General features: G+C 37.9%; 22 protein-coding genes and 1 pseudogene. 3 read left to right on the top strand and 20 right to left on the bottom strand.

All coding sequences use genetic code 11. From position 1 onward, the window contains the following. Nucleotides 1–9: 9 nt before the first annotated feature. The 9 genes from VUJ46_RS01370 to fabZ all read right to left on the bottom strand — a co-directional run bounded on the left by VUJ46_RS01370 (nucleotide 10) and on the right by fabZ (nucleotide 8,765). Entirely contained in the window at nucleotides 10–1,251 is a 1,242-nt protein-coding gene (locus VUJ46_RS01370) for a beta-ketoacyl-[acyl-carrier-protein] synthase family protein (RefSeq protein ID WP_326983225.1), read from the bottom strand. Between the two features lie 5 nt (nucleotides 1,252–1,256). Continuing rightward, the gene (locus tag VUJ46_RS01365; protein WP_326983224.1) at nucleotides 1,257–1,895 is read right to left on the bottom strand and encodes a hypothetical protein; all 639 of its coding nucleotides are present in this window, start codon (nucleotides 1,893–1,895) and stop codon (nucleotides 1,257–1,259) included. Between the two features lie 11 nt (nucleotides 1,896–1,906). Continuing rightward, nucleotides 1,907–4,057 carry a TonB-dependent receptor gene (locus VUJ46_RS01360; RefSeq protein WP_326983223.1) on the bottom strand — a complete coding sequence of 717 codons (2,151 nt, stop codon included), beginning with the start codon at nucleotides 4,055–4,057 and terminating at the stop codon, nucleotides 1,907–1,909. Beyond that, entirely contained in the window at nucleotides 4,058–5,644 is a 1,587-nt protein-coding gene (locus VUJ46_RS01355) for a phytoene desaturase family protein (RefSeq protein WP_326983222.1), read from the bottom strand. A 106-nt stretch (nucleotides 5,645–5,750) separates the two neighbouring features. After that, entirely contained in the window at nucleotides 5,751–6,110 is a 360-nt protein-coding gene (gene acpS / locus VUJ46_RS01350; RefSeq protein WP_326983221.1) for a holo-ACP synthase, read from the bottom strand. A gap of 35 nt (nucleotides 6,111–6,145) precedes the next feature. Then, on the bottom strand, nucleotides 6,146–6,418 hold the full coding sequence (locus VUJ46_RS01345; protein WP_326983220.1) for an acyl carrier protein: 273 nt from the start codon (nucleotides 6,416–6,418) through the stop codon (nucleotides 6,146–6,148). Nucleotides 6,419–6,445: 27 nt separating this feature from the next. Further along, nucleotides 6,446–7,201, bottom strand: coding sequence for an SDR family NAD(P)-dependent oxidoreductase (locus tag VUJ46_RS01340; RefSeq protein ID WP_326983219.1), 756 nt, complete (start codon nucleotides 7,199–7,201; stop codon nucleotides 6,446–6,448). 15 nt (nucleotides 7,202–7,216) lie between these two features. After that, nucleotides 7,217–8,317: a beta-ketoacyl synthase N-terminal-like domain-containing protein gene (locus VUJ46_RS01335; RefSeq protein WP_326983218.1), complete on the bottom strand. Its 1,101-nt coding sequence runs from the start codon at nucleotides 8,315–8,317 to the stop codon at nucleotides 7,217–7,219. Between the two features lie 4 nt (nucleotides 8,318–8,321). Further along, entirely contained in the window at nucleotides 8,322–8,765 is a 444-nt protein-coding gene (gene fabZ, locus VUJ46_RS01330) for a 3-hydroxyacyl-ACP dehydratase FabZ (protein WP_326983217.1), read from the bottom strand. A 1,128-nt stretch (nucleotides 8,766–9,893) separates the two neighbouring features. Between fabZ and VUJ46_RS01325 the strand changes: the two genes are divergently transcribed. Then, nucleotides 9,894–10,862 (top strand): hypothetical protein, encoded by a 969-nt coding sequence (locus VUJ46_RS01325; RefSeq protein ID WP_326983216.1) that lies wholly within the window; start codon nucleotides 9,894–9,896, stop codon nucleotides 10,860–10,862. 2 nt (nucleotides 10,863–10,864) lie between these two features. Next, nucleotides 10,865–11,542, top strand: a complete 678-nt coding sequence (locus VUJ46_RS01320; RefSeq protein ID WP_326983215.1) for a hypothetical protein — start codon at nucleotides 10,865–10,867, stop codon at nucleotides 11,540–11,542. A 179-nt stretch (nucleotides 11,543–11,721) separates the two neighbouring features. Here the strand turns inward: VUJ46_RS01320 and VUJ46_RS01315 are convergent, their stop codons facing one another. The 7 genes from VUJ46_RS01315 to VUJ46_RS01285 all read right to left on the bottom strand — a co-directional run bounded on the left by VUJ46_RS01315 (nucleotide 11,722) and on the right by VUJ46_RS01285 (nucleotide 17,675). After that, complete coding sequence (locus VUJ46_RS01315) at nucleotides 11,722–11,991, bottom strand: hypothetical protein (RefSeq protein WP_326983214.1); 270 nt, start codon at nucleotides 11,989–11,991, stop codon at nucleotides 11,722–11,724. 231 nt (nucleotides 11,992–12,222) lie between these two features. After that, a complete protein-coding gene (locus tag VUJ46_RS01310) occupies nucleotides 12,223–12,996 on the bottom strand; it encodes a hypothetical protein (RefSeq protein ID WP_326983213.1) in 774 nt (257 codons plus the stop codon). Between the two features lie 2 nt (nucleotides 12,997–12,998). Then, nucleotides 12,999–13,688, bottom strand: coding sequence for a hypothetical protein (locus VUJ46_RS01305; protein ID WP_326983212.1), 690 nt, complete (start codon nucleotides 13,686–13,688; stop codon nucleotides 12,999–13,001). Between the two features lie 67 nt (nucleotides 13,689–13,755). Then, nucleotides 13,756–14,544 carry a tetratricopeptide repeat protein gene (locus VUJ46_RS01300; protein ID WP_326983211.1) on the bottom strand — a complete coding sequence of 263 codons (789 nt, stop codon included), beginning with the start codon at nucleotides 14,542–14,544 and terminating at the stop codon, nucleotides 13,756–13,758. 23 nt (nucleotides 14,545–14,567) lie between these two features. Next, nucleotides 14,568–15,200, bottom strand: a complete 633-nt coding sequence (locus VUJ46_RS01295; protein ID WP_326983210.1) for a hypothetical protein — start codon at nucleotides 15,198–15,200, stop codon at nucleotides 14,568–14,570. 5 nt (nucleotides 15,201–15,205) lie between these two features. Further along, entirely contained in the window at nucleotides 15,206–15,538 is a 333-nt protein-coding gene (locus VUJ46_RS01290; RefSeq protein ID WP_326983209.1) for a DUF4280 domain-containing protein, read from the bottom strand. A gap of 7 nt (nucleotides 15,539–15,545) precedes the next feature. Then, nucleotides 15,546–17,675: a type VI secretion system Vgr family protein gene (locus tag VUJ46_RS01285; RefSeq protein WP_326983208.1), complete on the bottom strand. Its 2,130-nt coding sequence runs from the start codon at nucleotides 17,673–17,675 to the stop codon at nucleotides 15,546–15,548. Between the two features lie 751 nt (nucleotides 17,676–18,426). On the opposite strand from VUJ46_RS01285, the gene VUJ46_RS01280 reads away from it, so the two are divergent. After that, nucleotides 18,427–18,963, top strand: coding sequence for a DUF4468 domain-containing protein (locus VUJ46_RS01280; protein WP_326983207.1), 537 nt, complete (start codon nucleotides 18,427–18,429; stop codon nucleotides 18,961–18,963). 168 nt (nucleotides 18,964–19,131) lie between these two features. Here the strand turns inward: VUJ46_RS01280 and VUJ46_RS22955 are convergent. From VUJ46_RS22955 to VUJ46_RS01265, 4 genes and pseudogenes are all read right to left on the bottom strand, one after another. Further along, nucleotides 19,132–19,425 (bottom strand): annotated as a pseudogene (locus VUJ46_RS22955) (transposase); the annotation flags it as partial. Between the two features lie 149 nt (nucleotides 19,426–19,574). Beyond that, nucleotides 19,575–20,474 carry a hypothetical protein gene (locus tag VUJ46_RS01275; protein ID WP_326983206.1) on the bottom strand — a complete coding sequence of 300 codons (900 nt, stop codon included), beginning with the start codon at nucleotides 20,472–20,474 and terminating at the stop codon, nucleotides 19,575–19,577. Between the two features lie 26 nt (nucleotides 20,475–20,500). After that, entirely contained in the window at nucleotides 20,501–21,406 is a 906-nt protein-coding gene (locus tag VUJ46_RS01270) for a hypothetical protein (protein WP_326983205.1), read from the bottom strand. Nucleotides 21,407–21,409: 3 nt separating this feature from the next. Further along, nucleotides 21,410–22,420 (bottom strand): hypothetical protein, encoded by a 1,011-nt coding sequence (locus VUJ46_RS01265; protein WP_326983204.1) that lies wholly within the window; start codon nucleotides 22,418–22,420, stop codon nucleotides 21,410–21,412.

The following is a 22,420-nucleotide window of genomic DNA, read 5'->3' as shown; positions in this document are numbered from 1 at the left end:
ATGAGCAAATTACTTTTTGAAAATAAAGGATGCCCCATTTCCTCCGAAGCCAAATGAATTGTTCATGACAACATTCAGCTCCCGGCTCTTTGCAGCTGTCACCACCTGATAATCAAAATGATCAATAGGGGTTTCAAAATTTAAACTTGGGGGTAGGAAATTATGATGTAAGGCAAGAATGCAGATTACAGCTTCTATACACCCTGCAGCACCAAGCGTATGGCCGATCATTGATTTTGAAGAGCTTATCGGTATCTGTTTTAACCGGTCTCCAAATACGCGCTCAACAGCCTTTAATTCAGCCTGGTCATTATGTTTTGTTCCTGTTCCGTGCATATTGATGTACTGAATTTCGCCTGAGCTGAGATCAGCTTCATCCAAAGCGATTTTCATTGCCAGCACTCCCCCTTCTCCTTCAGGATGAGGCTGGGTTGCATGGTAGGCATCATTGCTTAATCCGTAACCCGCTATTTCCGCATATATTTTTGCACCCCGTGCCCTGGCATGTGATTCACTTTCAATAATAATACAGCCCGAACCTTCGCCGATAAGGAGTCCCTCCCTGTTTTTATCCAGTGGTTTAGGCTGACCGGGAGACATCGCTCTTAAGGTATGGAATCCCATATAGGTAAGCTCAGACAGCGGATCAACAGCTCCCACAATCACAACATCCGCCAGTCCGTTTCTAATGGTGTCAACCGCGATAGCCATCGCATTGCCGCTTGCGCTACACGCGGTGATGGAAGATGACAACATTCCGGATATATCATACTCCAGTGCAATTTCTGTAGCCAGGAGAGTGCCCGGGATATTATTGATCGACTCCAGGTAGTTGACTTTCATATGCTCATTTAGTGAGGATTCATATCTTTCATTTTTTTCCTCATAATGACGCTCAAATAAGCAGGTCACAAAACCTCCGTATCCGGTAAGGGAAGTGCCTACTGAAATGGATATTCTCGAACGGTCAACTTCTGTATCAAATATCCCGGAATCTTCAATAGCCTGGTATACAGAAGGCTTCAGAATAAGGGAAGAGCGAAGCCCCGTGAGAGAATCTATATTTTCAATATCTTTAATCACTCCTGCATGGGTATTTCTGTAGCCCTCGGTATGAAATTCATCTACATAATCGAATCCGAGCTTGGATTCTGATAGAGACTCAACCAATTCATCCACATTTTTGCCGATTGAACAGTAAACGCCCAACCCGGATATGACAATTTTTTCTTTTACTTCAGATGTATTCATATATTTTATTCACTTTTTTTTAGATAAATGGTATTCAGTGTTCTGCCCCAATTTGGATTTAAAGAATTTACATTCTGAGATTTATTGTAAATAGCCTCTGCTTTCTGAAAAAAAGGTTTTGCTTTTGCGGCTCCTCCCCCCAGGAATCCCGGTTTATTGAACAGCTGTATTCCCTGAAGTAAATTAATGCGCGGATTATTCGGATAGGTTTTTAATAATCCTTCAATTTCAGTACTGTTGGTTCCGAAGTCATTCAAACGTGCCATAGGAGATACAAAGAAAGATGACTGGTGAATATAAGCCTGCAGAATAGCGAGCTCTTCTTTATTTCCCGATTGGGCTTTGGACTTATCAAAATAATTCTGAGCGGTCTCCAGAGATTGGTCTTTACGGTCAGTTTCCTTCTCAAAATGTGCCAGTACGGTATAGACATAACTTACATAATATTTCGGAAGCCACTGGTCTTTTTCCACTCTTGAAATTGCCTCAAACTTATTGGCAAGTGTCTTATAAGTAGTGAGATCATTCGCTTTGTATAGTGCTTCCAGCGCAGTTGTCATTTCTTTCTCATATCTGGTTTGTGCTTTCGAGCCGAACGGGACAAGAAAAAATGCCAGTACAAGTAATACGATTCTTTTTTTCATAGGATAAAAATTTATAAATTGATGAATAGAGCCAGGAGATAGAATATATTTGCCTGGGATACAATCGGAATTAAATCATACTTTTTGGTCGTGGTATTATATGCATTATTATACCCGAAAACATTCTGACTTCCAAAGATATTGCTCACTGAAGCATATACGGTTACGGGGATTTTTGTGATGGCCGACATATCGTATGAATAGTTGATACTTACATTGTGATAGGGTTTTGTTCTGTCAGAAAGAAAACGGTCTGCCGGTTGATTGGGATCAAAATAAGGTCTCCCGCTGGCGTAGGTATATGACATTCCCAGAAAACTTTTTATCTGGGAGATCCATTGTTTATAAACAAAACTGAAATTGTGTTTTGAAAAGAATATAGGCGTTGTATACAGTATATAATCACGGTAAAGTTTTTTAGTATCCAAATAGGAATAGCTGAACCAAAAGTCACCGTCCTTTATCGATTCACTGTCACGATAAAAAAAGTCAATACCTTTAGCGTAGCCATAACCGTTATTTTCATAGTTAGAAGGATCCGGAAAATTTTCCACTTTATAGGTAATAAGATTTTTATACTCTTTATAGAATGCTTCCAGCCTCAGCAATCGGCCTTTATTCTTATACTGATAGTTCAAAATAAAATGAGAGGCTTTTTCCGGAATAAGCTGATCTGTAAATTTAAGATACTGAAACTGTGGGTTCTGATAAAAGATTCCATAGGCCGCTGAAAGCTGGCTGTATTCTGAGAGACGATAAGCGGCAGAAGCTCTGGGCATTAGCCTGAAATGATCTCCAATGGTTGTATTTTCACCCCTCAATCCTAATCTAAGAGCCCATTTTTCAGAAATATTATATTCTGTTTCGGTAAAAAAGGCGGTCTGCAAATCATTAAACTTTAAATTTTGCAGAGTCCCGTCAATTATAATACGCTCATTAAAGTTTTTCACGAAAAAATCTCCTCCGTAATTCAGCTTTATTTTTTGAGAAATTGTGTGAGCAAGATTAATTTTAACCTGCCCTGAAAAAAGCTCATCTTTAATAGCCAGGCTGTCGAGCTCCAGGTCATTTTTATCTATTCCGAATCCGATTCCTGTGTTGAGTACTGTTTTTTCACTTAACCTTGTACGGAATGAATTTTTAATAAAAAGATTTCGGTTGGTAAGGGATAGTAATACATTCGGTTTGCTATATCCATAATAAGGATAATACATTGATGACCGGTCGTCATTATAGGAGATCAGTGTTTTGCTCAGCCCTCCCTTTCCTGTATTATTGATGATATTTAACGAGCCTGATATTGTTTTAGGAGCTTTCTGCCAGTCTGTGGTTTGTGGAACCACCTTGAAATAAGGTCCCAGATCGGTATAATCAAAAGCTGCTATATAAGCGGACTTTTCCATCTTTTTGGTCCCCGATACTCCAAGCCCCAACGAATATAGATTTATATTAAGCTTATCACTGGCCGGTGCGGCATCTGTTTTTAATAAAACCACGGATGATAGCGCCTGTCCATATTCCGCAGAATAGCCTCCCGTACTGAAAAGAGTACCGGAAAAAAGTAAAGGAGAAAACCTCCCCTTGGTGGGAATTCCTCCCGGTCTTTGCTGATAGGGAGATTCTACCTGGATCCCGTCAATGAATGTTCTTGCTTCATAATCTTCTCCCCCGCGAACAAAGAGTTTACCTGTTTCTCCGACAGTTTGTGTTCCTGGCAAAGTAGACAATGCTCCGTAAATATCTCCTCCCGCACTGGGAGTCGTAACAATATCCATGGGTTTCAAGGCAATAGATTTTTTTGCATCGCTGGCATCAAAAGAGCCTGCTACAATTGAGACAGTTTCTATGGTTTTTATTTTCTCATCTTTATACAGGACATAGTTCAGGTTCAGGAGATCCGTAGTAAGCTCCAGAGGGGCTTCTATGGATTTAAAACCAGATAATTCTACAGTAATCACCTGTTTTCCGTCCAGGTCTGTTTTAAAGCTAAATGTCCCGTCAGCCGAAGAGCTGGTTCCGTCATAACTGTCTTTCAGATAGACCGCAGCTGAAGAAACCGGAGCACCTTCTCTGTCAACTATTTTCCCGGCTACAGTGACCTGGGCACCCCAGGATGCAGGTAAGATAACCAGAAGTAAAATTAGGTAGGAAAACGGCCTCATTTAAATATTATTTTTCATTTTGTCCAGGGATGTATTCTGAATAATTTTCAGGAAGAACTGTTTATCTTTAAAAGCAGCAGATGCCGTAAGCGCACCGCTTAAAACAGCACCATAAACACCAGATGTGGTGATATCTGCCCCTGTAACAAAGACATTTTCTAAAGGGGTAAAACAGTTAAGATCCAGATTCTTATAACGCTCCGGTATATCGGGTATTCCGAAAATATTGCCTTTATAATGTCCTGTATCCCTTTTTGCAGATGCCGGAGTATACAGATCCCAATGATCGATTAAGTCTCTTAACCCCGGATGAAGTTTTTCAGCAGCATCCAGAAGTGATTCCCCTATTTCCAGCTTTATTCTTTCATAGTCTTCCCCGGATGCCTGATCTCCCAGCCATCGCGTAAAAGCATCATAATCGACTAAAGTATTAATCTTCATACTATGGATAGGATTTCCGTTCTTCTTCAGAGAGGGGAATGACAGAGAAAATTGTGAGATATACTCCCCGGGAAGCGTTTTTCTCTCTTTAAAATTTTGGTCGTGATCATACCCTGGATAGACCCACGACAGAGTGGCATCCGCTCCTACAGATCGGGGATCATGCTTTAATGTGGCAAATAATTTGATGAAGCTTACTCCATGTTTCTTAAAGCTTTCAATAGCACTGAGCTTCTCCGGAGCCAGATTTTTGTCCAATAACTTCCCATACGTATTGTACAGGCCTATTCCCGATATGACAACAGAGGCTTGTACAACAGTTTTTTCACCGGTTTCTTCATTGATGACCGCAACGGAGTGAGCCCTTTTTCCCTCGTATTTAATTTCTTGTACCCGCGAATTAAAAATAAATTCACCATCGTTCCTCACCACAGTATCCACAATTGAGTCAATAAATTGGGTTGATCCGAATTGAGGATAATACACCCCGTCCTTATGATTATTAACCAATAGGGCATGTTTTAAAAAAGCACTCGTGTGTGGGGGTAATCCATAATCTGTCCAATGACTTGCTATTAAACTTTTTAATTTTTCATTTGTAAAACGGTGATCCAGATAGTCACCGGTCGTCATCATCGCCATTTTTCCAGGCTCTAAATCCAGTAACTTCTGTAACCTGAGCCTGTTATTATTCAATGATTCTGTTGTAAAGTTCCTGTACCATTTTGTGACCTGCTCTATATCCCTGTAATACTGATGAATATTTGCTTCTTCTGAAGGAAATAACCTGGAAAGCCCGGAAATATGATTCAACTCTCCCGATGTTACTTCATACACAAAATCGGGAAAATGGAATTTAATAAACGGATCCGGTAATTTTTGCCAGCTGCTTTTTCCATCACTGATATAAGACATTAGCTTAGAAAACAGAGTTTCCGACCCCAGTTCTCCAACCTGATGAATACCGATTTCAAGTTCCACATCATGATCCGTTACAATAGATTGAGACAATCCGCCGGCCTTTTTATTCTGTTCAACAACGAGAACCTTGAGTTTATACATCTTCGCAATGAAACTAGCACAGGCTATGGAACCCAGTCCGGAACCAATAATAACCACATCATATTTATTTTTTTTGGTGCTCATTTTAAAAACTTTGTTCTTTTTTACAAAAGCTGTTTAAATTCATTGCTCGGAAGTATGGTGCCGCAGCAATAAAATTTAAACAACTTCATTAACAGTAAACCTCCTATTATATACAGACTACAAATGCCACACAGTAATCTCCATCATGAGAAATACTGAGTTCTACATTCCTGATTTCTTTGGTGTCCTGGATCTCCTTTACAATTCCCGACGTAATGAGGAAAGGTTTACCATAGGGATCGTATTTCACTTCAATTTCGAGCAACCGACCGAGTCCTCTGGAAAAACCGATTCCGAAGGCTTTAAGAAGAGCCTCCTTTGCAGCGAAGATTCCCGCTACGGAATGGGGGCTCTTTTTTAACGCTCTTTCATTGGCCGTAAGAATGAATTCCAGAGCATTTCCTTCTTTTCTTTCGATCAGTCTTTTAATTCTGGAAATTTTAATAATATCTGTACCAATTACCATGTTGTATTGAATAGGAATAAAGGTCTATACTGTGCTTACAATTCAGGCTGTAGCTGTTTTTCAACAAAATCATTGATGGAATCAACAGAATTAAAAATCGACATATCATCATCGCTGATGGTGACATCAAATGTATTATTGATCGATACCGCAAGCTCTAATGCGTCTACCGAGTCCAGCCCGATCCCGTTTTCTTCTTCGGGAGCAAACAACATGGCGTCATCCTGAATTTCTGATGCCTTAATTTTTAGGTTTAATCTGTTTACAATTAAATCTTTAATGATCTGTTTTCTTTCTTGTGAGTTCATTTTATAGGTTTTTAAATGTTTGTTTTTTTAAGATATTAAGAGGCCGCCATCTATCACCAGCACCTGTCCGGTCATATAACTGGCCGCGTCAGATAAAAGAAATAAAACAACCGAAGAGACTTCTGATGCTTCCCCAAATCTTTTAAGGGGGATTATTTCCTTATATTTTTCATCCTGCTTGGTCGCCTTTTCCAACATTCCGGAAGCAATAAACCCAGGAGCAACAGCATTCACCCTGACATTGAAGTCCGCCATTTCTTTCGCCATCACAATAGTGAGAGAGTTCAAAGCGCCTTTCGTGGAACTGTATACCCCCTGCCCTTTTAATCCTCCCATCCCTGCAGCAGAGCTAACATTCACGATGGAACCGTATTTTTGACTGATCATGATTTGTGTAACATATTTGCTTACCAAAAAGTTTCCCATCAAATTAATGTCGACAGCGTCCCTGTATTTTTCAAGAGACTGCATGGCAAGAAACCCTCTCAGAAGAATACCTGCGTTATTAACCAGACAGTCAATACGACCCATTTTTTCCATGATTGTTTTGGTCAGCATTTTAACCTCCGCCTCTATGCGGATATCTGCTTTACAACTAAATGTTTCAATACCTAAGGCCTGTATTTTTTTCACCAGGTTTTCCGCTTCCACGGAATTGGAGTTGTAGTGCACGACCGGTATTGCTCCGCACTGAGCGAGCCTGAGACATATCTCCTGACCCAGGCCTCCTGTAGCTCCGGTCACTAAAACCACCTTATTTTTTAGATCGATGATATCTTTCATTTTTTTTATTAATAATTAAATAGCAATGATTACACTGACACAGTTACCTCCGATATGGTAGCTGTTGATCATCACCCATTTTTTTGAATCTGAAGATGTTTTGAAATCCAGTCCGATAAGATATCCTACAATTGTGGCAAAACAGCCTGAAGACCCAAAAGTTTCACCTAACTTTTGTTTGATATAATGAATATGAGGGCTGTCTTCATTCCAGATGCTTTTTACGGCAGTCTCCTCAGAATTAACCTGATGACTGTCATCCCGCGACAAGGAAACAATTAATGATATCTGACCGGCATCGACTCCGCTTCTTTTCAGGGCAGAAGCCATGGTATTAACAATAATATGAGGAGCCACATATCCAAAATTATCAATAGAAACCTCATCCTTTTGCAGATTTGAACTGACTCCGTAGCCACATACCTCGAAAAGGACTTCTGCCTTTCTTGATCTGGCAAAAGCCTCCGACTCCAGAAACAACATCGCACTTCCCTCTGAAAGTCTGCGAATGGGTGCTGCCTCCCTGATCCCTTGCTTTGAAATTGTTCTTTTTGAATAAGATTCCTCTATTTCAGGGACAAGCTCTTCAAAACCGCCTGCCAAAATAGCTTTAGCTTTGCCACTGGAGATTACATCATAGGTATAGGCCACCGGATTATGCCCCGAAAGCGTTGTATTGAATCCCCGGGCACCCATCAGTATCGTTATAGCCCCGGGCGCCGCGTTCCCTACGGTATAAGGGAATAATAAGGGACTCGCCGAATTAAGACCCAATTCAAAGCCGGAATTGATAAAATCGCGCGCACTGGCGATAGGACCGTATTCTGTTGAAAAGATACCCCCAACGTCATGAATGTTGGATCCATCAATCTCCAATCCGGAATCCCTTAAACAAGAGGCAGCGGCCAGCATGGCTATCCTGGTAACACGATCCATTCTCCTTTGGTTGACTTTTTTGAATGCCGACAACTCTTCCTCCAGGAGATGGTCATTTATTTTAAATGAAATTTCAGCATTATATTTTTTATAATTTTCTATAAATTTTTCTACAGAATTGCCTAACGGAGAACAAACTCCCATCGCAGTGACCACCACTTTATTATCTCTGGTACTCATACTATTATTTTTTAAAATTATAAGTAATCGTCCCTTTACCCACGATCTTATTATTCACCCTGGCCTCTACAGAAGTTTTTACGAATTTACCGAAAAGGCTGATCAAATGGCAGGTTATATACACCGTGTCTCCCGGTATAATGAAATCTATAAATTTAAATTGATCAAGCATGGCAATATATCCTTTCCGGCTATAGTCTTCATGTTCCGCGATCATAATACCTCCCACCTGAGCACAGGCCTCCACGAGTAATACTCCTGGAAATACAGGTTCATCCGGAAAATGCCCGACAAGATATGGATCTGTGAGACTTACATTTTTCAAGCATACCGCCTTATCTTTGCTTACTTCAATAATCCGGTCAACAAATAGGAACGGATATCGCTGCGGTATACGGCCAGCAATATCTTTATACTGAGTTCCGGTAATATTTGGTTCATTGTCCATGGTCATAGTTTTTTAGAACAGAAATTTATTTATTCAATATTTTTGCAGTCAATCCCTCTGATTATCTGCCTTTAAGGTTAAAAATTCATTATTCGCGGTCATGCAGAAACTTCGACATTTTTATACAGCAGGATAACTCCCTGATGTTACAGGAAAGTCCTTAAAAAAACTGACTCCATCTGATAGAGAAAGCTATTTAGCATAGTATTCTTTACTTTAATTATCAGTCACGGTCACCCTCATTTTACCTTTAGGAATTCATCTTCTCGGTTTACCGTCTCTAGTCCTGTTGAGTGAATGAGGAAAGTACCTGCGCTGTATAAAAATTGTTATCAAAGTGCTGTGCCCGTGTGTAAGGGAAAAAATAGATAGACTCACCTCATCTGATCCTGAAATAATAACTGTAAACAGTTGTTATCAAATGTCTCCGAAGTGATATCCGGTAAAGTAAGTTTTAAATTGAAAATTGAGAAATCCTGATAGATTGAGTTCATTTACGGTGGCTGTTAGTTTTAGTTATGCTTTTAAAATTATGAGGATCATTTGAAAATATGATTCATAATTTTAATTTATCAAAAGCTGAGATTCATCTTTTTTTTGTAATGAAAATTTTGCTCTCTTCATATTTTTTATAAAAATTATATATATCACCTGATTTTGATTTTTCAAAAGTAATTATAATTCACCCACCTATGTATTAAACTAACGTTAATTCTCATATTGTGATTTCTTAATACAGGATTTGCTTTTTTGAAACAATTATTGCATAATATTGTCGTTTTTATTTCCGGATATGAGACAGATATAATACTCCCCCACCTCCACAGTAATACAATTATTCCTGATTTTAATAAACAAATTTAAGAATTCTCAGATTGCTTTGGGAGGTGTAACCAAGGTAATATATCCTCAAAAGGCACTCATCAAAAAAACTGATGGCTACTCTAAACATCAGACGCAACAGCCATCAAACTTTTTAGGTCAAAATTTTAGGAGCAGTGGTCAATAGGGATTCCAAATTATCATCTTTTTTAATAATAAATCTTTAACAAGCCGACATTTATTGGGTTAAACTTGGCTATTCTGTTTAAAATTATTATGTTTGAGCTGCACATCAAGTCTCAGGATATGAAAAATATTTTAAAATTTCTTCCTTTCCTTCCAATTGCTTTAATGGTTCCGTATTTCGTTTTTATACATCCGGCGATCATTTATTATAATGGGGAACCCACCAGCTTAAATACACCCAATGGAAAAGCAGCCCTTTTCTATCTTGCTTTAAGCTTTCTCCTATGGGGATGGGTATTCGGCTACGCACTGTATATTCTTTTTAAAAGCGGAATCGGTGCAAAAATCAATATGCGCCGGATGGAAGCGTCAGGAAGAGCAATTTCCGGCATCATTCGAGAGGTAAAAAAAGTGAAAAAGAATAATGATCATTCAGAAGCTAAGGAAATCACTCTTGAAGCCAATAATTTTTCTCACGAAAGAATAAAGCATACCATTGCAGTGAATGATACTGAGCCTAAAGAGAAACGCTACGAAACAGGGAAAAAGGTACAATTGATTGTAGATCCCGACTTTAAACGCTACCCTTTTGTATTTATTGCCGGATCTCAGGCAAAAATAAATTATATACCGTATATCGTATGGTTTCTGTTTCTTTTGGGGGTTGTATATTATTATACATATGCCTATGCCCATGAAAATGGCGGAAACGGATGGCGTTTTCTTGAATTATTCCATCCTTTACTCGTCAGTCCGGCTGCACTGATTTTCTTCAGTGTGATCTTTTATTTTATCATTAAAGTATTTGCAGGCAATCCAAGAAAAAAACTTAAATTAAAGTTCTGGGGACAGCTCGCGGTCGCGAAAGTAACTCAGGTAAAACAAACGGGAACCTATATTAATGAACAGCCTCAGGTAAAATATGATCTGGAATTTAGGGATAAGAATGGTAAGATATATCAAACCTCTAAAAAAGAAGTTGTTTCATTGATGGATATCGGACGTATCTCATCTCTCAGGCACCGAGAGGTATTTTATATGCCCGATGATCCTAAAAATTTTACTTTTTCAGATGACCTCAATTATTAAATATGAAAAAATCGATCCCATATTCTTTCATAGTTCTGTTATTGTTAACAGGTTGTAAAGACTTTAAAAAGAGTATTGCCGATACCCTCTCAGATCCAGGAGATCCTGCGAAGGTGTCTCAAAAAGAGGATACTTTAAGTACATCTTCGAAATCTGTGGCCGCGACTAAAGAGCACCTTGAATTACCTGAATATAAGGATGAGCTGCCCATTTCAATAGCCTCAGATCCTGGGCTTCTCGAAGATGCCGAAAAAAAACTGCGTGCTCTTCCGGAGTTTAAAGGCCATGCAATAAATATCTACGAATTTATTTATTTCTACGGCAACGGACAAATTATCGTTAAGATACAAAATCCCGGAAATCCCAAATATGTAGATCAATACACATTCGACGAAGGACAATGGCAAAAACCTAAACCCGTTGCATTATCAAAATATACCGTTGTGAAAGATGATATCGTCAGTCTGGACAAAGTGCCTTTCATTAATGCCAATCGGGTTTTTAAAATTGTCGAGCAAAAGAAAAGGGAAATCGGCAGTAAAGATGTTACGTTTACAATCTACTCCGGAGTGGGCAGAAAGAAAGTGGAATGGTTTCCCAACGCTATACAAAACGAACGCTCTGTTTACAGCATCGACTTTAATGAAGACGGAACCTTAAGATCATTTGAACAGAAATAGCAGAAAACGGCTCATAGAGAACCTTATACTGTTTTCTTTTTGAATTTACCTTAAATATAAATAGCGTCGGGTGAAACCCGATGAACAAGTGTTTAATGATGGTATAACCCATCAGGGGTTGAATAATGTAAAGGGAATTTAAAAGATATAATGGTATTAAAAATCGTGATTTCGCTGTCTTAATTCGCAGTTCCTGTTATTGAACGGCCTCCGAGCATAATGGTTCGATCATTTCCATATGGATCTTCAAGACTAACTTTACCGTCTGACATCATCTGTGACAGTACTCTACCTGTCAGTGCTTTAGTAACAGAACCTATCTCGAATGCTGATGCTCTGTTATCCAGACCGGAAATCTGTTTTTCATCTTTTCTCACACCAAAATATCCCGTCTCATTGTTCATAACCCATGCTACTGATACCTCTGTATGAACTGGTAACAATTCCAAAACTGAATTTATTTTGACTGAAAAATCTTCAGGACTTATGATTTTATATTTTTTACGGATACAATAAATTTCAGCGGTCCGGAACAGATTTTTGTAGATCATCTGCCTTAAAACCTTTAATTGATCGGTATTATTTTAATGCTGTTTTAAGATAGACTTTTGCTTCGTATTTGAATATTTACGGGCAAAAAAATCATCATTACAAGCATATCGGTTACGAAAAAATAAAAACTATAAAAATGTAACTTTTGAATCGACCTCCTCAGCAATTTCCTCCTGCTTACTGTATATTTTCAATAAAAAATTTCCATGTTTTAAATAACCTGTATTCATATCGAATACTGATCTGATCTCGGAAATAATTGTGAAATCTTTTGTAAAATGATAAGGTTTTGCCCGTTGCTGAAATTGCTTATCTGTTATCAGCTGGCTCAGTTTATCTTCATCAAGAGAAACAGTTCCATCCAAAACCAATTCCTGATCAGTAATTTCCCGTATAATGTATTCAATCTTCAGCGGAAGTGCCAGAGGGGTATGTACCCAGGACATGCCGTCCAGAGAAGATCCCACCTCCATATCTTTATGATAAACATCGACAAAAAAAGAAATATGTGAGCTGTTGGATATCAGATCATACTCCATCCCGAGATCTATTTTAAAATAAAGTCTTTCGTACAAGAATAAAAATGTATTATTCTTACTACTCCGATTTTTCTCCTTGTACTTATTCCATTGTACTTTCAGCTGTTTTTTGTTGATAATCCGGAAAATATTCTTGTGCTGATCCAGCTGAAATTGCACAGGAGAAAAAATGAGAATATTTGCTTTATCATCTGAAACATCCTTATTCACAAATTCAAATTCAAGAACATCTTTCTTTCGAATACTTTGGGAAAAACTGTTTAAAGAGCTAAGACTGGACAGGGTATTATTTTTATAAACAGTACTTTTCCTGTACTCCGACCGATAAAGTTCTTTGGACTCTTCTTTAACTTTTAATACCATATTTATAGATTATCTAATACATCTTGATAGTGCTCTGCCTTTTCGAAATCTTCTGCAAGTTTGGACAACGAGATAATTTTAGTGTACGCAGTGCTCAGGTATCCCGAGCCTGGGTTGATACTAATCCAGTTTTCAAGGAGGGAAACAGCATCTTCTATTCTGCTTTGCTCTTCCAGTCTCACAACCTTCTGAATAATCAACATAAAATCGTCCGGATGAATTACTAATAATTGATCTAAAACAGCATCATACTTTTCAGTTGTACCGTTTATACTGAAAAGTGACAACGCACATTTTAGAATAAGCGTATTTTCGGGGTACTTTTCAAGTGAAGATTCGATAAAACTTTCAATTTCTGTTCTATTTTCGCGATACCACTCGGGATTTACACCGATCATCAAGAGATAAATCTCTGTTTTTTTTGCATAAAAGCCTTCTTTATCAGGATTCTTCACCTCTCTTAAAGCCCGATTGCAACACGCAATGGCTTCTTCATAGGAAGACCACAACAGCTCAACAATGACAAATTCATCCAAAAGAAAACCAATATAATTGAGGTAGTAGATCTTTTCTTCAGGACACATCTCCAGTAGGGTCCGATATGTCTTCAGCCCTAAACGGATTTCTCCCTTATTAAAATATTCCTGTGTAAGACTTTCGATACGGTTAATTTCACTCAGATCATTTGTCATTGCTTCACATTTTTTAAATTCCCACTATGGTTATCCAAACTAATCTCCTGTTACAGATTGGCTTTCACTAGCTCAATCCTAAATGTACCATTATTTCAGGACGCTGTCTGAACAGCATAATATCCTGGTCTGCTTCAGTCTCCAGTTTTCTGATGGCCTCTTCACCATAGCCGTACTCTTCTCTTAATAAGTTCCTGTAATGTTCGGCTTTTTCTGTATTTTTCAGTCGGTAATATAACTTGAAAAGTGATTCATCTTCATTTTTATACATACCCGGATAAGACGGAACCCCTGTTTCCTTGTCCATTGTCTTTATATCTTCAATTTGTTTCACTGCAGATTCATAATCTTTAAGGTAAACCAAAGCCCAGCTTCTGTACAGCAGGCAACCCAGATAAATAGAAGTTAAGGCTCTTGCTTTCGCAGAAGAAGTATCCACCGGAATTATACTCATGAGATGATCACAAACTTTGATCACACCTTCGTAATTTTTAATTTTGAGATATATCTGTATAAGCTTTTCATTCACACTGATATAATGAGAATCGAGATCATAAGCTTTTTCATAATTTGTTCTCGCTAACTCAACATCTCCTTCTTTCTGGTAAATATCACCTAGCAGCTCGTAATTCTCCTTAAAACCAGCATCCAGAGCAATAGCTTCCTGTACATATTTTTTAGCCGGTTCTGTACTCATGCTCTCGAAATAAGTAGAGGCCAGCAGGTAACGATACGTCACATTTTCCGGAAACTCGTTGTTCACCTGATGTAATAAAGCCAGAGATTCGGCAAATTCTCCATTACTCCGATGCTTCCTGGCATCTGAAAGGTATTTCTTAACTTCTTTTTCGTTCATTTTTTAATCTTTATGATCTAAATTTAATAATATCCTGTATTCCCCGGGGGCAGTTTTCCCCGGATGGCAAAATAAGCCGCTATCAGTCCGTTTTCTATAAACCTTGCATAAGCGTAACTTCGGCGGAAAGCGTACCATTCATAAGGTCCGAAAAAACCACTTCTTAGATTTCGTAAAATCATTGCTTCTTTTGGGCTTGTCCATGAAAAAGCTTCATATCTTCTAAGGACGGATCCATATTTTGTAATCCCATATTTATAGATCTCACCTGCCCCCATGAAAATCGAATCGGGATCCGCAACTCCCCTCTGATAATCTCCGTAATCTCCCGGAACATTCACATGTACATCATATACATTAAACGGTCCTGATTCAGAAGGTACATCTTTATCAATAGGAACGGCTAATGGGATGGGAATAGGAATATCAAGGGGTTTGGTTTCAGGTACGGGGATTGGTGGCGCAACAGGTGGTGCTGTATCATCCCACACATCATCAGCTGTCGGATTGCTCCAGCCCTGGACGAGCTCTACAATTTTAACAACAATATAGGCAACAATAAGTATCAGTGCGACAATAATTATCGCAAGTATCAAAGCTTCTATAATGGCCACAGCCAATGCGGCCAGTCCTGCTCCCAATGCTAATGCTGGCATAGTATTTATATTTGTCCTGAGTTCATACTTGTTATAATTCCGCCAAGCGGACAGATACACTTCGACGCTTCAAACAGAGCCTTCGTATCTTTGATCTTAACTTTAGGTACTGTATTGATCCAGTTAAGCTTCTGACCAGCCAGATTTAGATTAAGACGACAGATGCCCGCCACACTGCATAATGTAAAATGAGTAATATTCACTCCTGCAGTGTTGTCCTTATCCGTAGCAAACAGACCATCCCTGTTTTTGATTTTACTGTTGCTCGTTACATTAAGAATGGAGGGAATTAATCCCTTGTCACATCTTAGGATAGCGTTATTTTTTAGATATTGCATGGCTTAATTATTTCATTTTAACTTCATTACCTCCGGTAACAATTACATTTTGATCGCTGTTGATCTTAAAATTAGATCCCTTTGCAGTCTGGTTCACCCGTTTTGCATTCAGTTCAAAATTATTGTCTGCTTTTTGCTCGAGATTCTTTCCGTTCAGTTTGATAAGTCCTTTTTTATCAATAGACAGAAGGTTATCACCCACTTTTAAAGTGATAGAAGTTTTGGCATCAATAACAACATTTCCGCCGGCATCCATTTTAAACACCGATTGTGCCGGTGTTCCTTCTTTCGCTCCGACATTAATCGTAGTGGTGCTCCCTGCATTAATGGTATTGTTATTTCCGGTATTTGTCGTGTGATCTGTGTTGGCCTGAACCACTGCATTTCCTGTTCCGTCGAAATGCATGCTTGCTCCCCCCTGATCTTTAAGATTCATGGAGCCGGCTCCATTATCATATTTCAGCTCAGCACCGCTTCGGCCACTGAAACTCATGATATTATTTCCTTTACCGCCACCTGAACCGATACCTCCGTGAAACATCCCCCCCATCACAAAAGGCCTGTCAGGATGAGAATGCACAAAATTTATGATAACCTGATCACCAATTTCGGGGACTGACATAAATCCTCTGTTTTTGTTCACCTTATCACTGCTACCTGCATCGGGAGACATTACACGAATAAATTCTGTGCAGTCCTGCCCTGTCTGCCAGTCAAACTGTACCTGTACTCTCCCCTGGTTTAACGGATCTGTATTAGAAACGACTTTGCCAAATTGAGGTTCTGCAGTTGGGAGAATAAATTCTGGCCTTGGCAAATATCCCGTATCAGATGCAATAGCCTGAAAACTTCCTGTATAATATCCCCGGGCATCAACTTCGTGATAGACCTCAAGCAGCATCAGCTTTGTAAAGTACGCCGTTTCATTACTGTCTGTTTTTCTCATCTCTATATCTGCAATACACCCCGGATACAGAAAAGGGACTGTTGTGTTGCCTGAAGTAATAAAAACCTCTGCTGCTTTACTTCCTGCGGTTCCCTTTTGGGAGGCATCAATATCCATAAAAGAGGTAGCCTTAATAGGTGCCACGCGTAAAGATTTCGTCCGGAAAGTATTCTGAGATATGTCATATGCCCGTTTAGCAATATCAGAAGTATGATGTATGGCTGAGCTGCCACCGGAAAACCTTTCATTTTTGCTGCTGTTATATCCATAAAAAGATGGATTAACATGCTGCACCTTCATTTTGATTTTAACATCTGTTAAATTGCTCCCGTAAGTAAGAACTATAGGCTTTTCCTGTGGCGGCAGTTTCCCGAAATGCAATACTTCCCCATCATAGAAAAACTGCTCTCCGTAGGCTTCTGCAATACGGGCAAGATAATTATAGTGAGTCTCCTCATACTGTGAACTATATGGCAGGTTACCGAAATTTGCATCGACCCTAAAATCATATTTATTCTTATCTAAAGCATCCTCTATAACGCTGGTTGCAATACTGTTAAGGCTAATAGACTGCTTACCACCAAAGCTCTGAATATGAGGAGCCGCATCCATCAGAACTGTAGGACTGTAACCGGATAGAACGAGGTTTCCAAGACTTCCTTTTTCCTGACTGAATCCAACTTCAGTGATTACTCCTATAAAATTTCTTTCAGGTCCCTCTTCAACATCTTTGTATTTAAATACCACTGTTATTCTCTTCCCGAGAAAACTCTGCACAGATTCCAGATTATGGTTTTCCGTAGTTCCCAGGGCATCGTGCGCCAGCGTTAAATCAAATCCATGATGCCTCACCGCACTTTGCGTTAATTTAAAGTGCTTGAAATACTTAATGGGAGTACCCTCAATGTGAATATCCAGGCGAACAACCCTGTTTATTCCTGCAACTTCATTTTCTGCGATGGCGGAGGAATTGTGGATTTTTGAAGTCGGCTGCTTAGGCCATATCCTCTCCCTTACGACAGCTGCCTCGGTAGGAATTACAGATTGATTAAGCATTTGTGGCATTTCAACAGTGTTGTTGGCTGTATAGGAAAGAGCTTCCTCCGTACGGCCGGACTTTGCCTTTTTTTTAGCATCTATTTTTTCTGAACCCGATGTCTTTTCAGGTAGATTGTTTTGTTCTTGAAACATGATGGTATTTTTTCGCTGTATATTTTTTTAGACATTCAATATTGACTATTGACTATATCTCAGAACAAGATCAAACTTAAAATAAATCAGTATACAAGGTTATATTTTAATTGGGCTGAGTAACAGGCGGGGTAAAATCTATAGTTTGAAAACCCTTATTTCAAAGGTCAGGAAACAACATTCCTTGGGTTCGGTACATATTATTTTTCATAATTTCGATGATTTTGGTACAGCAATTTAAGACATTACAGGATCACGGCAAAATGAATTATGATAAATTTAACAAATTGTAGTAATTCTACTAATCAAGACCTTACCCTATAGAAAAGACAATTCAGTGGAAAGAAAACAAAAAGAAACACCCCATGTACAGCACTTCATTTTCTGCCGCCCTTCTCACCTCCGAACCCAAATGCCCATGCAGGAGTTTATGGCTGAGCAATAGGGTATACAGATTACTAAATTAGTACATCACTTTTGAATCTCAAATAAAAATGAAATTAAGGAAAAGAAGAAAAAATAAAGGGTGATTTCCACGACTCTTTTCTGATAATAATGTTTAAAATATTGTATGAGGGAAGATTAAAAACATCGTTTTTAAAAAGTATTTAAACAACACGGTCACGAAAGGAAATCACTAACCTTCTCATTTTTGATTTTCCTTCAAAAAGATGTATATTACAAAAAAAATGATCATCTAACGACTTAGTTTGTAAATTTGGCTGAGTTGCTTCTCCTAAAACAATTAAATATGAAAAATTACATCTTGACCGGAATATTTTTGCTATTATTTACAAATTCCGCATTTTCACAATATTTTACCCTAGCACCAACAGGGTTCGTGTCTAAAGAGAATTTGGATTATACTGTAGTGGAAGTTCCTGGTGCTAAACAGCAGGAACTTTATGACAATGTATTAAAGTCGATCAATAGTCTGTATTCCAATCCTAAAAATGGCTTGACATTGGTTCCTGGGCAGGCTATTACTTTAGCAGCTTATAAAAATAGAGGCCTTAAGACATCCGGTGGTATCTCTGGTATTTATTATGATGTAGATTATACCTTATCTTTTTTGTTTAAAGATGGAAAGATAAGAATCAATGGTCCTACTTTTAGTGCAGAAACCATGAACTACAACGGTACTGTGAATAAAATGAATGTGAAAAAGTTTTATTTCAAGAGCAATGGTGAGCCTAGAGGAGAGAAAAACCATCAAATTGTAAACTCGTACTTTAATGATTTGATCAAATCCATCCTTGAAAAATCCGCTAATATTAATAATTGGTAATTCAAGCGTTCTAATAACGCATACCAATGATTCTCAAAATATCCCATTAAATTAGATTTCTGCTTTAATGGGATATTTTTTTACTGCTTAGATTAAATTTAAAAGTATAATACTCCCCATCCTTAGGACAGAATTAGGCAAATATTAAGATATTTTTTTTCTATTTTCCTAAGCAACTTTCTGCTCATAAATTTGGTTGGGAGTTTTGTAACTCAAAGATTGGTGCAACCTTCTTTCGTTATAAAACTCAAAATACTTTGCAAGGCCTTTATACACGGATATTCCATCTTCGCATACATGTAAATATACATGCTCATATTTTACGCTTTTTCATAATCTTTCGATAAAAATATTGTCCAAAGCTCTTCCTTTGCCGTCCATTGATATTTCTATTTTGTTTGATTTCAATGTTTTAATGAATACCTCACTCGTAAATTGACATCCCTGGTCAGTGTTAAAAATCATAGAAATATTTTTAAGAGATAAACCTTATTTCAAAAAGGTCTTTAGGTAGTCTACACTTGAAGTCCACGAAAGTCCGTTGTAACGATTATTTGCTAATTCACTATGTTGCCCTGTGAACATAATCATAGATACATTTCAATTTTAAGTTAAATAAATATAAAGCTCTCCTTCTTCCCATATTTCTCACACCAGAAGTCAACCCAAAGATGAAACCCTTTTTCATTGGAAAACTCTTTCAGCCGTTGTAATCTTTCACCCACTTCGATAGGATTAAAACCAGGACCATTTATCGTAAGCCAAGCCTTGCCAAAATCTCTTTTTTCCATATAATTTTCAAATAATTCTTTCTTATCTACATCTGGTCTTAACCATTCCGGAATGTTTTCTAGTGGCTTATATTTGGATTCTTTTCGAAATAATGAAAACCCTTTTTTTTCCGTATTATATCCTATCCACTCTTTATGAAAAATTTCAAAATAACATGCATTAGCAAGATTTGAAGAAATAACAATACTTTCATTTGCAGGAAAATCACCCTTATATCTTTCTTCGTCAGCTATGCATGATAAGGGTGGGTTTTCAATTAAAGCATCGACATAACATTCTGCATTATCAAAGTGAATGCTGTTTATTTTTTCTAAATCGCCAAAATTCAAATCATGTAACCCCATAAGTTGCTTACATTGTACTAATCTATCAGTAACTTTGCAGTCTTCATTGTTTACAAACTCATTAAATAATAAGCGATTAAAAAGTTGTTTTTCTGTTTTTGCAATTTCCGTTGTTGCAAAAGCACTTCCATCAGTCATATCACCAAAAGTCAATGGCCTATCATTAAACCAGTGCTTAACTATTCCTATATGATAGTGATCAGCATCATAACTATACATAAAAGGAATAATGAAGGGGGGATGCGGAAAAGAACTAGATTTATCCTCATTTAGATAAAATTTATACATACTATATTCATCAATAATAGGTATGTTTCCTTTATATAGGGAAATTAATTCATTTGATATCTTTAGCTCCAATAAGATCTCCTCCATATTTGCATTATTCGTTCAAGATACTTTTAAATAAATACGAAGCTATTACTATTCCCATATTTTGCACACCAGAAGTCAACCCAAAGATGAAACCCTTTTTCATTGGAAAACTCTTTCAGCCGTTGTAATCTTTCACCAACTTCAGTAGGATTAAAACCAGGACCATTTAATGTAAGCCAAGCCATGCCAAGCTCTTCCTTATCTATATAATTCTCAAACAAATCCTTCTTATCTACATTGGGTTTTAGCCATTCCGGAATATTTTCAATTGGCTTATATTTGGGTTCCTTTCGAAATAATGAAAAACCTTTTTTCTCTGCATTATATCCTATCCATTCTTTATGAAAAATTTCAAAAAAGGAAGCCTGATCTATATTTTTATCAATAATTATATTTTCATTGCTTGGGTAACCGCCTCTATAATCGTATTCATTATAGACGCAGTTCAATGGTTGGTTTTTGATGAAAGAAGGAAGAAAACATTCTGTGTTGTTAATTTCTCTCCTACTAATTTCATTAAACACAGATAACTCTTCGTTTGAAATATTCAATTCATGAGCTAAATTTAGAAGTTCATCGGTGATTACCGAATTATACTCATTTAAAAACTGTTCGAATAAAATTCCTTTAATGAACTGTTCCGAATTCTTTGCTGACTCTCCGATTTGAAAACCACTTCCGAAATCCATGTATCCAAATGAGGGGGTTCTATCCAAAAACCAATGTTTAATAATTCCCTCTGCAACAGGGGTTGAATTATAATCTATGACGATGGGAATAAATAAAGGAGGAAAAGGAAAATCACTTTTTTCATTTTTTGATGTAGTTCCATAATATTCCCATCCACTATATTCATTAAATGGCTTTATGATTCCTATTGAAATATCAATTATTCGAGAATCCGGGTAAATTTCATTTATAATTTCATTCATAACTTAATCGTTATCATTATCATCAAAAGGGCGTGGATTATATTCATACAATGGTTTTTCATGCTTAGGGCTTATTGGTGTGTTATATGGATGTGGTCCTGTACTTGTAGCTCTATGGATATCTCTATGTTGATTTTCCGTTGCGGTTCTGGGTTCGGTAGGATAAAGATTTTTGGGATCCAGTGCATTATCTGAATATTTTTCAATAGGCCAATTGTTATGATGTACTTGTCCAGATGGAACTTCAACCCCTCGTTCTGCTGCAAGCTTTCTAAATTCTTGTTCAATATAACTAAAAGCTTCTCGTTCATATGATACATTTTTTCTTCGATTAGGGATCCGTCCACGCAGCCCATTTTCATATCTGGTCAGAGGGTTTTCATTTCCTGTATTTCTTTTATTCTCTTTAGCCTGCTCCCACAATGCTCTCCACACGGGATTATCATGGATAGATTCAAGACCAAATCGACCTTCTAAAGTTACCCGCTCAAAAAGTTTACCGTTTTTTAAGGCATTACCTAGCTGAGCTCCTTGTCTGTAAATCCCGGCTGCTATATTAGGATTTGTTCTGGCACTCTCATACATTGCTCTGGTACCTACAAGAGATAATCCCGCATAATAGAAATCCTGCCAGTTCAAAGACTGAGCACTTTCCCCTGTGGCCTTTTTCCAAATTTGGATAAAAGGCTGTTCAAATATAGTCAAACCTGAAATTGCTTCATCACCTGTTTCGCTAAAATCTTTTCCATTACGCAACATTCCCTCAAATACAACCTGATCACCTGCTGCTAAAGCTCTCGCAGAAACATTTAAAAATGCAAAGTTCATCAAAGCTGTAGACATTGCAGGTGTTGCTGTTCCCGCAAAAGCACCAAACCCTGCAGAACCAAGCTTTCCAAGCATGGCACCTTCAAGACATACCCAACCTGTATTTCGTGCAGTGTAAATTAGAGCTTGCCAAGTACTTGTTATCCCAGGTGCATAAGTAATTGTTCCTCCAATAGGACACGTCAT

It is taken from the genome of Chryseobacterium sp. MYb264 (assembly GCF_035974275.1).
GTDB lineage: Bacteria > Bacteroidota > Bacteroidia > Flavobacteriales > Weeksellaceae > Chryseobacterium.
This window is presented reverse-complemented; position numbering and strand designations above follow the sequence as displayed.

Bases quoted from the DNA above. Each gene is read 5' to 3' on its own strand.
- VUJ46_RS01335 (WP_326983218.1), bottom strand. From the start codon at position 8,317: ATGAGTACCAGAGATAATAAAGTGGTGGTCACTGCGATGGGAGTTTGT.
- VUJ46_RS01325 (WP_326983216.1), top strand. From the start codon at position 9,894: ATGAAAAATATTTTAAAATTTCTTCCTTTCCTTCCAATTGCTTTAATG.
- VUJ46_RS01320 (WP_326983215.1), top strand. From the start codon at position 10,865: ATGAAAAAATCGATCCCATATTCTTTCATAGTTCTGTTATTGTTAACA.
- fabZ (WP_326983217.1), bottom strand. From the start codon at position 8,765: ATGGACAATGAACCAAATATTACCGGAACTCAGTATAAAGATATTGCT.
- acpS (WP_326983221.1), bottom strand. From the start codon at position 6,110: ATGGTAATTGGTACAGATATTATTAAAATTTCCAGAATTAAAAGACTG.
- VUJ46_RS01270 (WP_326983205.1), bottom strand. From the start codon at position 21,406: ATGAATGAAATTATAAATGAAATTTACCCGGATTCTCGAATAATTGAT.
- VUJ46_RS01305 (WP_326983212.1), bottom strand. From the start codon at position 13,688: ATGACAAATGATCTGAGTGAAATTAACCGTATCGAAAGTCTTACACAG.
- VUJ46_RS01275 (WP_326983206.1), bottom strand. From the start codon at position 20,474: ATGGAGGAGATCTTATTGGAGCTAAAGATATCAAATGAATTAATTTCC.
- VUJ46_RS01360 (WP_326983223.1), bottom strand. From the start codon at position 4,057: ATGAGGCCGTTTTCCTACCTAATTTTACTTCTGGTTATCTTACCTGCA.
- VUJ46_RS01290 (WP_326983209.1), bottom strand. From the start codon at position 15,538: ATGCAATATCTAAAAAATAACGCTATCCTAAGATGTGACAAGGGATTA.
- VUJ46_RS01285 (WP_326983208.1), bottom strand. From the start codon at position 17,675: ATGTTTCAAGAACAAAACAATCTACCTGAAAAGACATCGGGTTCAGAA.
- VUJ46_RS01310 (WP_326983213.1), bottom strand. From the start codon at position 12,996: ATGGTATTAAAAGTTAAAGAAGAGTCCAAAGAACTTTATCGGTCGGAG.
- VUJ46_RS01370 (WP_326983225.1), bottom strand. From the start codon at position 1,251: ATGAATACATCTGAAGTAAAAGAAAAAATTGTCATATCCGGGTTGGGC.
- VUJ46_RS01265 (WP_326983204.1), bottom strand. From the start codon at position 22,420: ATGACGTGTCCTATTGGAGGAACAATTACTTATGCACCTGGGATAACA.
- VUJ46_RS01355 (WP_326983222.1), bottom strand. From the start codon at position 5,644: ATGAGCACCAAAAAAAATAAATATGATGTGGTTATTATTGGTTCCGGA.
- VUJ46_RS01295 (WP_326983210.1), bottom strand. From the start codon at position 15,200: ATGCCAGCATTAGCATTGGGAGCAGGACTGGCCGCATTGGCTGTGGCC.
- VUJ46_RS01340 (WP_326983219.1), bottom strand. From the start codon at position 7,201: ATGAAAGATATCATCGATCTAAAAAATAAGGTGGTTTTAGTGACCGGA.
- VUJ46_RS01300 (WP_326983211.1), bottom strand. From the start codon at position 14,544: ATGAACGAAAAAGAAGTTAAGAAATACCTTTCAGATGCCAGGAAGCAT.
- VUJ46_RS01365 (WP_326983224.1), bottom strand. From the start codon at position 1,895: ATGAAAAAAAGAATCGTATTACTTGTACTGGCATTTTTTCTTGTCCCG.
- VUJ46_RS01280 (WP_326983207.1), top strand. From the start codon at position 18,427: ATGAAAAATTACATCTTGACCGGAATATTTTTGCTATTATTTACAAAT.
- VUJ46_RS01345 (WP_326983220.1), bottom strand. From the start codon at position 6,418: ATGAACTCACAAGAAAGAAAACAGATCATTAAAGATTTAATTGTAAAC.